The organism is Ruminococcus flavefaciens, from assembly GCF_900116855.1.
In the GTDB taxonomy this organism is placed as follows: Bacteria; Bacillota; Clostridia; order Oscillospirales; family Ruminococcaceae; genus Ruminococcus; species Ruminococcus flavefaciens_R.
Genome location: NZ_UETD01000008.1, coordinates 90,473 through 103,454, shown reverse-complemented (window position 1 = coordinate 103,454; position 12,982 = coordinate 90,473). Strand labels below are relative to the sequence as shown.

The window sequence follows — 12,982 nt, the reverse complement described above, 5'->3', positions numbered from 1 at the left end:
TGTTAATAATAACGCTGCATATTCATTTTGGAGATTTGAACAAACAAGAATCTATTTGCTTGTATATTATGCTGTGTGTAACGTGGAATAATATCGATTCTTATTTGATAAACTTAGGGAGTAAATATGTCTGTTTGTATACTAATAATGGTTTTGAAAAATCCCCTCCGATCGGAGGGGATTTCTTAGTTCTGTTTATCACAAATTAAAGAGGAATAACCGGCTCAAAAGATTTTCTTCAATTCCTGCTCCGCAGCTTCAAGCTGTTTCTGCAGCTCTATGACTTCCTGCTGCTTTTTCAGGTACTTATCGGCTATTTTCTTTTGCTCAGACATAGCACGCATAGGTATCTGCATTTTTTTCAGTGCTTCAACGGGGATGTTCAGCAGTGAAACTCCCACGCAGATACTTTTGAGCTGAGCCTGTCCCTTGTCGCTGTCAAAGTAGGCTTTGAGGTAATATGGTTCGACCTTTGATCTGTCAAGCTCGATTATATACAGATTACCGTTGACGAGAACCTTTTCCTTGCCGGAAATGCTTGTAACTGCTGTTTTTACCGGATAGCCGTTCTTGGAAAGAATAATATTCCCGTCGTTTGCACAGTATTTTTCATAACGCTTTTCAAGTTTGCTGAGATACGGAAGCTTTTCGGAAATGATACCCTTGCTCATATCAGAGAGCATAAGCAGTCTTGTGTTAGTTTTGGTTTCGCAAACGAGTTCGTCAAGCTCGATTGCCTTTATCTGTGCTCCTCTTGTAATGCGGGTAATGAGCTCTGAAAACTGCACAGCATTCGCAATATCAGGCTTTTTCTTTGTATAGTTTTCAGGATAGAGCTCATAATCATTGGCAGCTATTTCTTCGTTTGATACTATGCAGCTTATGGGACTTGTTGTGCCGACAGCCTTCAGTATCTCAGCGATATTGTCTTCAAGAAGCAGATTTGTTCTGCGAGAGGATGTGAATATATTGGAAGCGTCAATGAGATTGACCTCTTTGTTCCCCTTGCTCAGGACCATAAGTGCGCTTGAAATAGCAGTGTTGCTGTATATTTTTGCAGGCAGTGCGACGATAGTTTCGATAAAACCTGATCTTATGAATTTCTCGCGCATTTTCAGGTCGCACTGATTCCATGTACTTCCATTTGTCATTATACAAACTGCTTTACCGCCGTTATCGAGAAGCTCAATGCATTTCTGAGCAAAAAGCCAGTCTGCGGAAGCAAGATGACCGCAGTCAGGGTAATAGTATTTCCATTTCACGCCAAAAACACTGTGACAGAATACATAATCGTATTTCCCGCTAAGTTTAAGAGAATCCTCGTGAGTGACAGTGATATTTCCGAGAATATCGGCACGCAGAGCGGCGAGATTATAAATAGATGTTTTTATTTCGCTGCCAAGGAAATCGCAGTCTATTCCGAGCGCTTTACAATCGCGTATAAAAGGGATCGTGCCTGCACACAGATCTGCGACCTTTTTCCCTGATGATATGTTCATGAGTTTTGCAGCGAGAACAGCTAATCCCGATGGAGTCTCACCCAGACGTTCTGTCTGTGAAAATGAATCGTCAAATAACAGCAAGGCTTTGCACGCATCAGGGGAACAGGTCTTTGAAAGCTCATTTACTGTATCCCATTTGTCCCTGACAGGAGCAAGGATATGATAAAGCTGCATTTCTATCTGATATTCATCAATAAAGGAACGGAAATCTTTGGTTTCTTTGCCTTCTGTTTTAGCTATAATGTACGCTATCGGATATATCCATTCCCATGGAGCATCATCAATCGCGGACATGAGGGCATATTTTATTCTTATCAGATCTATTTCGCTAAGTTTTTTCAGCTCTTCCTTGGTCATGATACAAGTCCTCCTTTAGCTTGATAAGTAGTATCATTATTCATAGTATATCAAATGATGATTGGATTGTCAATATCAAGTGTGAATATTAAATGATTGAAATATATGAAATAAGGCTTGACAAAGTGAAAAACAGCTGCTATAATCAAATTAAAGAGGACGTCTGGTTATATATAACCAAGAAAAATGAAAGAAGGGGAGCTGTATGAGATATTTTGAGTTCACTGTCAAATTGAAAACTGCGTTTGATGCGTATTCCAAAGAAGGCAAAATGGTGTGCGAAGCTGTCTCTGACAAGTGCATCAATTACTGTGATGAACAAAACGAATTCAATGTGTATATAAGTTCTTTGAATAAAGGCACTTGCAAATTCGTTCTGAGCGGTAACGGATATGATGATGAGCTGCTTGCGGAAGGAGAGCGATTCTGGAAATCCCTTGAAATTGACGGCGAAATGTCCGAATTTAAAGAGATTTCAGCTGATAAGGTTAAAAAGATCGTTTACTCAAGATACAGATCTGAAGTGGATAATCATGATGATATCGAAGAATTTATGCAGCTTGATACTTTTTCCCTGAGTTGGTGCGAAGAACGCATTGTAGCACCGATCACGCCTGCTGAATTAAGAGAAATGGCCGGGAGACGATACATATCTGAATTATGCAGGGAGACGGACCGAATAGAGCAGTCCCATACAGACAAGTTTATCGGACATCCGGTCCATTACGTCATTCAGGATTCCAATGATGTGTCTTTTAATAATGTTGCAAATGCCTTGATCGGCTGCCTTTTTAACGCCAAAAGGCTGGAGTCTCAGCGAGTGATGACGATAAACAGGATGAACAGATATCACATGGAAGATATAGAGTCTATGTATGAGAATATGTTCGGCGGAACTATAATCTATTCTATAGATCAGGAAAAAACTTCTTCTAATTATGCTCATTCTAAAGAAGAACTGACAGAGATCATTTTCAAAAATGCTGTTAAATACAAGGATAAAGTTCTGACATTATTCCAGATAAGACGTCATGACACGATCGCGGCTAATAAAATAGCATCAGCGCTTAATGATAAGCTCTCGCTTATCACCTTTGAAGAGTCCCTTATGCCCAGGGAAAAGAGCCGGGAGTACATCTGTAAACTTGCGGATGAAAAGGGTATATCCGATAAAAGCGAGCTTCTTGATCGTCTGGATTCGGGATCGGATAAGTATTACGCCAGCGATATTGATCAGATATTTAGTGATTACTATTCGGAATATCTGAGGTCTGCTATTTACCCTGCTTACTTTAATATCAGTAAAACCGAGAAGAAAGAGCCCTGCATTGAAGGTCGCGCCGCTGATGAACTCAATAAAATGATAGGTCTTGAAAGCGTGAAGAGGGTAATACATAAAACGGTGGCATTCTTTAAGCTCCTCGATATGTACAAGGAAAGAGGGCTTTATATTAATATGCCTGCGCGGAGCATGATATTTACCGGTAATCCCGGTACTGCCAAAACAACAGTTGCTCGTCTGGCAGCTAAGATATTCAAGGATAATGGGATTATCGAAAGCGGCGATCTTGTTGAGGTCGGACGTGCAGATCTTGTCGCGATGTATGTAGGTCAGACTGCTCCTAAGGTAAGAGAGGCTTTTCGCGAAGCTAAAGGCTCTATCCTGTTTATTGATGAGGCATATTCTCTTGTTGAAGACAAGGACGGTCTCTACGGTGATGAAGCTATAAATACCATTGTTCAGGAAATGGAGAATCACAGAGAGGATACTATAGTTGTTTTTGCAGGATACCCTGATAAAATGGAAGAATTCATGAAAAAGAACCCGGGTTTGCGAAGTCGGATAGCTTTTCACGTCGATTTCCCTGATTACAATGAAGATGAACTATATCAGATACTTTGCCTTATGACAGAGGAAAAAAGCATGAGATTATCCGAAGATGCTGAGGAAAAGGTGAAAAGTATATTAGCTAAAGCAGTTAAAAGCGAGGATTTCGGCAATGGCAGATTTGTGAGAAACCTGATGGAGCAGGCTGTCATGAGCCTTGCTGAGCGTCTTTCTTTAAAGCCTGCTAATTTGATAAGCGACTATGAACTGACTACGCTTATAGCTGATGATTTTATAATGCCTGAACTGCGCGATGTGAAGAATACAAATAGGATCGGATTTTAAGGTGATAACATGAATGTATTTGCCGGCGGCTCAAAAACTATTACTTATCTTAAAGATGAAGTGAAAACCTCGCTTGATACACTGTGCGATATGGGGGCGGAGTTCCTGATAGGTGACTGCTTCGGAGCGGACAAGCTCATGCAGCAGTATCTTTATGATAAGGGATACAGAAAAGTTTCTGTGTATGTCAGCGGTGAAAGGACCAGAAACAATATAGGCGGCTTTATTGAGAAGCATATCAATGCAGAAGGACTTTCGGGTTTTGAATTCTACAGGCAGAAAGATATTGTCATGGCTGAAGACTCAGACCGAGGATTGATGCTGTGGGACGGCAAAACTATGGGAACATCGGCAAATATCCAGGACATGAGAAGAATGGGGAAAGAAGTTACAGTCATTAGATATGAATAGGGAGGAGCACGTTATGGATGTTTACAGTTTCCTAAATTCAAAGGACGTAGAGGCTCATTGCCGCAAACTGGATCATCAGTTTAACTCTATTGAAGCATCCTTTGTTATCAGCAGATGCTACAGACTGAGCATAAAGGAGAAACATTCAGCCTTTTGCAAGCTTATGGAGACTATGCCTGATATGAAGCTGCCCGAAAAGCTCTCATTCAAACTTGATGATCTTTCGCTTTTTCACTCCCTGAGTGAAAAGATAAAGCTTGAAGCTGCAATGCTTGATAAGATCAGCCGCGGAAATGAAAAAACGGTCTATACATATTCACTGTTTAACGCCGAAACTAAAGATGAACGCCGAAATGATCAGGTGTTTTCAACGTTTGAAAGGGCAAAGAAAGCGGCAGAGGATAATGCTGAAAATGAATTGATAATAATCCGTATGGCAGAAACAGACACCCAAAACACAGTCAAGTGTTATCTGAATAGGGAGCACGAAATAGGGGAAATAGATGTAAGAGACGAAGAATACAACGATGCTGTCTGCTTTCTGGAGGATATATGGATATTCATTCCGACTCCGTTTGAGAAAGGTGATCTGCTGTATATGCCTGTAAAGGACATCGCCTTATCAGCTATATGGAGCAATATTCCGATGCTCCTTACGTTCATAGATCATTGGAACAAAGACGAAAAACACATAAAACACAGAAAAGAGTACGGCGATTCCTCTGATATGACCGCATTTGGCTATTGGATCGATCCAGATGGTAAAGTTTATCACGATTGCTGTCACGCATATCAGGATCTTGAATATTACAGAGGCAAGCTTATAGAGGTGCATGAGAAATGAAAAGAGGAGTTTTCTGGCTCATTGACGGTAAGCTGTATTGCTATCCCTTTGACGGCAGCATCAGTGAGGGTATCGCTAAATCCGGCAACACCTATAATCACAAAAAGCTGTGGGAGCATTTACGTCCCTGTGGAAGTAAAGCCGGATTTGACTATTATCCGAGAGGACGTGTGGAAATAACTGCAAAAGGAAAGGCTGTTATATACATGAGCCTGCATATCGGAAGCGAATATGTCTCCGAGATATGTAAAGCCTTTGAACTCGATAATGTGCCTGTCATAAAATACGATCACAGCGAGCATTATCACTGTTATCTTGATAGGGAGGAATAATATGAAGAATAATGTTCTTGACTTTATTGAATCGAAAACACTCCGCCAACACCTGAGCAGAAAGCAGCTTGAGCCCGCTATAGAGTGTATTCTTATCGCTCAGTGCTATAACAGGACTCTTGAAGATAAGCTTGAAGCCTTGCAGGAAAGATATGATGCATACTCAGCCGAAGAATTCAAAAAGGGTGTATATAATAGCTGCGCTGACAATTTTCGAGAGGCCTTAAAGGGGTATATCAGTTATAAAGAAATGCTTCTGAAAGATATAGAAATAGCTGATGAAAACACTGTTTATGTATTAGCAACTGAAACATACGCGATTGACAGAGCGACATGGTCAACTCTTGATGATGTTTTTAATGTAACGAAAAGACTATCGGATGATGAGTCATTTACGATAATTAAACAAAAAATGAATATTCCGCTTTATGACAGGAAGGTTATCACATTCGATCCAAAAATAGGGATATTGAACATATTCATATTAGGACGTGCAGAGGAAGAACTGCAAATAGAGAATGCTTATGCAGAGCTGCCTCATTTATATGAAAAAGGCGATATAGTGAGATGCGGCGATGACTATGCAGTTGTAGCTGATGTAATAAGACATGAAACACTTCCGCCGTATATGATTCATAGCGATGACATAGATATGTGTCTGTTTTGTCTTGGATATTATGAAGATAAAATGCATTCGTGCGGAGGTTCATTCGTTCATGAGCATATTCCTCTGCTAAAAGCCGAGATATGTTCCGAAGAAGAACTCCCAGAGAAATACAGACCGCTTATAGCTATAAGCCGTCTTTTTAAAGGAGAAATACGAATTGTTGACTTTGTCGAAATGTACAGCAACAGAGATATTGATTCTCTGATAAAGTGAAAGGAGCACTCATCATGAAAAAGCCGAGAATACTGGTAACTTCCGCGCGAAATGCTCTCCATTATTTAATGAGACATTTCAGTGAGCCCGGTGTTACTGAATATCCTGAGAAGACTGATACCTACGCAGCTATCTCCATACAGGACACCTGCGGCGGCGGTTTCGGCTTTGAATTCAAGAAAAACAAGTACTGCAAGGACGTTCTGACACTTTATTTTGATGATATCGAGGAGCCTGAACATGGACTGAAACTTATTTCATTTCCGCAGGCTATCGCTATCGTTAAATTCATAAAAGCTCACGCAGAGGACGTTGATACGCTGCTTATACACTGCTTTGCAGGTGTTTCACGTTCCCGTGCAGTCGGAGTATTTGCCCGTGAAATGCTTGGAATCCCACCGACAGATGAGACGGACTATAATGAGTATGTGTATGCTATGCTTTACAGAGTATGGAAGGAGCTTGAAAATGAGGATACTTAATTTACACGGCTTTATGGGAAAATCAGATAATCGTACATATAGTGCACTGTGTAAGCTTATGCCAAAGGAAGATATAGTTTCACCGTCTCTTGATTTTATGAACGAACGCCCTCAGGAGTTGCTTGCAAAGCTTGCAAAAAAAATTGAAGATGAGCATATTAACATTGTGATCGGTCAGAGTCTCGGCGGATTTTATGCACTTCCTCTTGCGGTCAGCTTTGGTATTCCGTGTATTCTTACAAATCCCTGTTTCTTTCCAGCTGAAACAGGAGTTATTGTCAATTCCGAACTGAGCAGGGTCATTCTCGAAGAATACAAGAAGAATTCAGATATCAGCTTTTACAGTAAGGCGTATATCCTGATAAGTGATAATGATACTATTATCCCCGGAAACTTTGAAAAGTGCAAAGCTATAACTCCGAATATCAGGCAGGTAGAAGGAACGCACAGCAATATCAAAAATCTGAAAGAGGAGCTGTTTGAGATACTGAAAAATCTGAATGAGTATGAAGGGAAAGGAGAATAATTATGATGGAATTAAACGAAAAGTACGATACCGCAATACAAATTGAAAAGAAGAAAATAGAGATCGAGCTTTTTTATAATGCTAATAATGACGGCAAATATGATCTCAATGAATATGACAGAAATGATTTAGATATTTTTGTAATGGGTTTATCAGGTATTATAGATACTGATGTCTTTCGGAGTATACACAGTGATTATTGTTTTACCCCCGGAAAAACTAATGTGAATTCTTTTATGCTCGAAAGCGAGATAACTGATGAACTAAAGGCTGTATTGGAAGTGCAGATAAAAATCAGTATTCTAGATGATACGTCGAAAAAGCGTCTTATGGAGCTTGGATATGATGAAAAAGAGGCGGCCTTAAAGCATAGAGGAAACACTGTGCGGAGATTCAACTGCGGTTTATGTGACAGTAAACTTTCATACGATTATGAACTTGATGATTTCTTGGATCATATTGAACATTCTGCTGAGAAAATGCTGATTGAATTCAGAAATAAAGAGTCATTGTACTTCATAAAAAATGAAACCTACCGAAAATGGCTCATGGAACTTAAGGGATGGTATATAGATCATGATGATATTATAATTAGTGCCCCGATAGATATAAGTGAAAAGGTGAAGCTTCTCAAAGATATAGAAAATGATGAAAGGAGAAAAAAACACAGAGCACCTGATCTTACCTTTGAGGCTTTGATCCAGTACGAAACGGCACTTAAACTTATCTCGGAAAATTCACCTGTATCAGCTTATGTTCTGAACGAATATCATCGTGTAAATGAGAAGGATAAACCAGTTAAAAACCGGATAACGACTCATCGTACCTTCCAACAGGTCAGAGATGCTATCGCTGAGAAGTACCACGGTGAAGAACCAGATGAATTTGCTGATCGCTGGAATATAGTAGACCGATACGACCTTAAAGACGGAAATTATGCCCAGGTTGCTAAGTTCCTTGTTAGCGAAAAGGGCAATATATGGCACGTTAAATGCAAGAATGTCACTTTTGATTGGTATGGTCATTCACGACCGGCTTCTGTAAGATTTGTAGGGCTTGACCTGCCTGCGCCATATAAGTCCGGTGACATAGTTGCGATAGATCGACGCCCATTTAATGAACCTTATCATGTATTAATAATAGAGGAAAGCGAAGGCGAGTACAATTCCTCGCCATATTGTCTGCGTAAAACACGAGAAGGAGTGGAACTGAATTGGTGTGAATTTTTTGAATTTGATTTCTTTGGTATCTCTCCGTTTTTTAGTATGGAGCTTTATGAAGGAGAGCTTTCTGAAGACGAAAAAATTCTTGGAGAACTCAGTAAAAGGATCAGAAATAATGAGGATTTTCTCGGAGAAATATATAAGGTGGTAGAACTAAATAAACCAGAGGATGCAGAGAAAAAACTTTGGGAAGTTTTAGCAGAGAAATGAGAACCGGAGGTGAATTGAATGATAGAGCTCACAAAAGAAATTGAGGTATTCTACGAGCGAAACAGGAACGGATACTACTTTGAAGAAGACGGAACTGAAAGAATAGGATGGACTGAATACGCGAACGAAATAGGTAATATTTTCGGCGCAATCAATCATGACCTTAAATACTTGGGATTCATAAAAATCTTTGATGAAACCCATGACAATATCAACAGCGTTTCAAGGAAAGAATACTTCAGAGAAAACGAGTATTCTCATGAATTCGATATTCATATTGAAGTAAATATAAGATTGACTGAACTGACAACTGATGTCGTCATGCGGCTTAAAACATACGGGTATGATCAGAAAAAAGCAGAAGAAGAGGAATACGGATCCAATGAGCGCTTATACTGGAATCTGCGAGGCAGCCTTTTTAACGATAAAATTGAATATTATATACCTTTGAGAACTATAAGTGATGAGATAGAAAAAGAGGCTGAACAGTTAATAGGTGAAACTACAAAGAATTATGAGATATTTCTGTTGTTAAAAAATGAGGAATACAGAGAATGGCTTAAAAATCGAATTGATCACCCTGAAGATATCATAATATATGCGCCGCTCGAGATCCAGAAGAAAAGAGAGCTTCTGCATAAACTAAAATTTGTTCACTCGTTCTCTGACGGCTGTGGTTCTTATGATTTGAGTACATCGCCAGTTTCAATGTTTGTGCTCCATGAGAAAATGCGTGCCAACGAGAATGGCATCCGAAATATAAGTGAGCGTGTAACAATACATCGCACATATTCAGAGGTCCTCGATACTATAAAGGAAAAATACTCTGAAAAAGAACCTGATGAGTTCGATCATTGCTGGAATATTGTAGAACGTTTTGACCTGAGAAATGGAGAATACTGCAAAACAGGCGTATATCTTGTAAGTGAAAAAGGGAATATCTGGAATGCTTATGATCCTGCTGATCTTACCGAAGGAAACGTTCCTAAACAGCTTTGTCACACATCATTCGTTCTTCCTGCACCATTCAAATCGGGAGATATTTTAACAATCGACTGCCGTCCTTTCCGTGAAGTCTGTCATGCTGTTGTGATCGTATCAGGAAATGACAGCGGTGGGGATGATGACGGAGTTCGCACACCATACTGTTTGTGGATACAGGACAGCAAGCTTATTCTTGATGAGCTATGTTGCATTTGCGACGGATTGGAGTCATTTTCACCATTCTACAAACTTAAACGGATTGAGAGCGAACTTACAGCGAATGAAAGAATACTCGATGAAGTAAGCAAGTGGATCAAGACTCGGAACGAGGATGAGGCAAAGATATACGCGGAACTTCGGAAAATTGCAAATAGTGGAAACAACTGGGATGAAGAACTGCATAAGCTGCTGAATCACTCAGAGAAGTGAAAACAATGGACGATAACTGATATTGTTAAGATGAGGAGGATGTTTATGGAAAACGTTAAATTTGTATGCAGTAGAAAGGGATATGTACCGCACACTTTGATATACGTGTTTAAGCTGTCTGATGATATTGCTGATACTTTGCGATATTATACGAATTATCCTGATAAAGATTTAGAAATTGAATTGTCTAAGGATAATGAGGTGGAATTAAGGATTGGCAGTTTGCTGAATGAAGACCCTGAACCACTTGACGAAAGTGTTATGGAGACTATTGAAAGGATAAGCAATTCTGTTGATGAGGAAACATTTTTGAATCATTTGCTGACCGAAAACGGTATATTCCGTGCACCTGCTGAAGTACATGAGCTTATGATAAATGAATACGGAGTAAAAGAAGACGATGAATGGTGGGTAGCGCATTTCTTTATTCATTTGCGTTCTATTTTGTTTGATCCTGAATATGACTAATGACAGATAGCCGCATATAAAAAGCGGCTATTTTTTATTCTTCAATTTTCTTTATGGATTACAGCACTTGCAAGGTTCATATATTTTGAGTGCGATGGAGTATCTTGATTGATTCTTTTTATTTACTGGAAGCGAAATGATGGGGATAAGAATCGAAGGTTTGATGCTAAGGTTTTTGCTGCCATCGAGCAGTGCTTTTTTGAATATATTGATTTGAATTAAACACTACTCTTATCAAAAACTGCTTTTGAAAATGAACAAATAGTCGGAATAATGTTAACGAAATATAAATTTTTCTTACGTGCGAATGTCGTTGTTTTGTAATTATTGACACAAAATGCAAAATGATGTATAATTATTTTATCGAATACGCCACAAGGTATACGCGGCGACAAAGCTAGTACATAGATGTCATGTGGTAAAAAAGTTATCGTTCATATCCAGAAATCGGAGGTTAACAATGACATATAATAATCTATATCAAATAGAAGTCTCACATAGTGGGTTAAACAAATATAGAATAGTTAAAGGAAGTACGCGCTGGGAAGCAGAGCAGAAAGCTAATGCATTAAGAGCACAATGGAATGAGCAGTGGAAAAGAAAACAGGAACAAATGAAAAAGCAGGAGATCCGTCAACAAAAAATCCAGGTTAACGAATATGGTTTAAAATATGCTGAAGAAATGACTGATGAGGCTAATGATATTCAGGCAAAACTGGACAGGATCCTTGTTGATTCATTAAACAGTGTGCAGTTCGATTTTGATTCGTTAAAGGATCATACAAAATTTACTGCAGCAAAGCCTAAGCCGCCTATATATGGGCAGTATCCCAGAGAACCGCTGCGTACTGATCTTATATATAATCCGAAGCCGCCGCTGCTTGCTAAACTATCCAAGAGCAAGCTTGATGCGTTCAATCAGGAGAATAATAATGTATTTATTAAGGATCATATGAAGTGGGAGGAAGAAGTCAGACAGATAGATATATCAAATAATAATCTTAGGGGTAATTACGAAAGCGCGGTTAACAAATGGGAAAGTGACAAAAAGGCTTTCTATGATAATCAGGATGAGAATAACAGATCAATTGACGAATTCGAGGAAACGGTTAAAAACGGCGATAATCAAGCTATTGAAGGCTTGTTTTCGTTGATCCTAAATGATATAAAGTATCCGTTTGATTATGATAAGGATGTAGATGTTCAGTATTTCCCGGATGAACATCAGTTGATAGTTGAAATGTTCCTGCCTGTTCAGGAGGATATTCCCAATAAAAAAGCGGTTACGTATGTAAAGTCAAAGCAGGAAATCAAGGAATCTTTTTATCCTGAAGCTTATATGAAAAAGAAATATGACAGTGTTGTGTACCAGATCGTTATGCAAACCTTGAATTACTGCTTCAATCTTTCAATTTGTGACCTTAGTATTGAATCAGTTGTGTTAAATGGTCGAGTTAGGACAATTGATAAATCAACCGGAAACGCAATCGAACCATGCATACTATCGGTTTCATCTAAGAAAGAAGATTTTTGTAAGCTGAATCTTGAAACAATAGATCCAAAAGCATGGTTCAAGAGCTCGAAAGGTGTTTCTGCAGCAACACTTGTTAACCTTACTCCGGTTGCTCCAATTGTGGAAATGAATAAAGAGGACAAACGCTTTATCGATTCCTATGAAGTGGCTGATCATCTTGATGAAGGCGATAATATAGCGACAATGCCATGGCAGGATTTTGAAAATCTTATCCGTGAATTGTTTGAAAAGGAGTTCAATGCTACGGGCGGAGAAGTTAAAATAACTCAGGCAAGCCGGGATGGCGGTGTCGATGCAGTCGCATTTGATCCTGATCCGATAAGAGGTGGAAAGATCGTTATTCAAGCCAAAAGATATACAAATGTTGTCGGAGTTGCTGCTGTAAGAGACCTCTATGGCACAGTTGTAAATGAAGGCGCTATTAAAGGAATATTGGTTACCACTTCTCATTACGGTAATGATGCTTACGAATTTGCTAAAGATAAGCCGTTGACTCTTATGAACGGTGCAAATTTATTATACCTTATGGAAAAACATGGGTACAATGTCAGAATTGATATTAATGAAGCCAAAAAAGCTCTTAAAGAAAAGCAGTGATCAGGATATCAGAGAATATTAAGCCCTTAA

General features: G+C 39.1%; 12 protein-coding genes. 11 read left to right on the top strand and 1 reads right to left on the bottom strand.

The window, feature by feature from the left end:
• Positions 1-224: 224 nt before the first annotated feature.
• Entirely contained in the window at positions 225-1,859 is a 1,635-nt protein-coding gene (locus DSZ37_RS09540; RefSeq protein ID WP_109726679.1) for an N-6 DNA methylase, read from the bottom strand.
• A gap of 205 nt (positions 1,860-2,064) precedes the next feature.
• Here DSZ37_RS09540 and DSZ37_RS09535 point away from each other — a divergent pair, with 205 nt between their 5' ends.
• The 11 genes from DSZ37_RS09535 to DSZ37_RS09485 all read left to right on the top strand — a co-directional run bounded on the left by DSZ37_RS09535 (position 2,065) and on the right by DSZ37_RS09485 (position 12,952).
• Positions 2,065-4,032 carry an AAA family ATPase gene (locus DSZ37_RS09535; RefSeq protein ID WP_109726678.1) on the top strand — a complete coding sequence of 656 codons (1,968 nt, stop codon included), beginning with the start codon at positions 2,065-2,067 and terminating at the stop codon, positions 4,030-4,032.
• Positions 4,033-4,041: 9 nt separating this feature from the next.
• Positions 4,042-4,443 carry a hypothetical protein gene (locus tag DSZ37_RS09530; protein WP_109726677.1) on the top strand — a complete coding sequence of 134 codons (402 nt, stop codon included), beginning with the start codon at positions 4,042-4,044 and terminating at the stop codon, positions 4,441-4,443.
• 13 nt (positions 4,444-4,456) lie between these two features.
• A complete protein-coding gene (locus tag DSZ37_RS09525) occupies positions 4,457-5,287 on the top strand; it encodes a hypothetical protein (protein ID WP_109726676.1) in 831 nt (276 codons plus the stop codon).
• A complete protein-coding gene (locus tag DSZ37_RS09520; protein ID WP_109726675.1) occupies positions 5,284-5,619 on the top strand; it encodes a hypothetical protein in 336 nt (111 codons plus the stop codon). Before DSZ37_RS09525 ends, DSZ37_RS09520 begins: the two co-directional genes overlap by 4 nt.
• 1 nt (position 5,620) lies before the next feature.
• Positions 5,621-6,499, top strand: coding sequence for a hypothetical protein (locus DSZ37_RS09515; protein WP_109726674.1), 879 nt, complete (start codon positions 5,621-5,623; stop codon positions 6,497-6,499).
• Positions 6,500-6,513: 14 nt separating this feature from the next.
• The gene (locus tag DSZ37_RS09510; RefSeq protein ID WP_109726673.1) at positions 6,514-6,981 is read left to right on the top strand and encodes a hypothetical protein; all 468 of its coding nucleotides are present in this window, start codon (positions 6,514-6,516) and stop codon (positions 6,979-6,981) included.
• Positions 6,968-7,507: a YqiA/YcfP family alpha/beta fold hydrolase gene (locus tag DSZ37_RS09505; protein ID WP_181380291.1), complete on the top strand. Its 540-nt coding sequence runs from the start codon at positions 6,968-6,970 to the stop codon at positions 7,505-7,507. Before DSZ37_RS09510 ends, DSZ37_RS09505 begins: the two co-directional genes overlap by 14 nt.
• 2 nt (positions 7,508-7,509) lie before the next feature.
• Positions 7,510-8,940 (top strand): hypothetical protein, encoded by a 1,431-nt coding sequence (locus tag DSZ37_RS09500; RefSeq protein WP_109726671.1) that lies wholly within the window; start codon positions 7,510-7,512, stop codon positions 8,938-8,940.
• Between the two features lie 18 nt (positions 8,941-8,958).
• Positions 8,959-10,353, top strand: a complete 1,395-nt coding sequence (locus DSZ37_RS09495; protein ID WP_109726670.1) for a hypothetical protein — start codon at positions 8,959-8,961, stop codon at positions 10,351-10,353.
• 45 nt (positions 10,354-10,398) lie between these two features.
• Positions 10,399-10,821 carry a hypothetical protein gene (locus DSZ37_RS09490; RefSeq protein WP_109726669.1) on the top strand — a complete coding sequence of 141 codons (423 nt, stop codon included), beginning with the start codon at positions 10,399-10,401 and terminating at the stop codon, positions 10,819-10,821.
• Positions 10,822-11,281: 460 nt separating this feature from the next.
• Positions 11,282-12,952: a restriction endonuclease gene (locus DSZ37_RS09485; RefSeq protein ID WP_109726668.1), complete on the top strand. Its 1,671-nt coding sequence runs from the start codon at positions 11,282-11,284 to the stop codon at positions 12,950-12,952.
• Positions 12,953-12,982 lie beyond the last annotated feature (30 nt).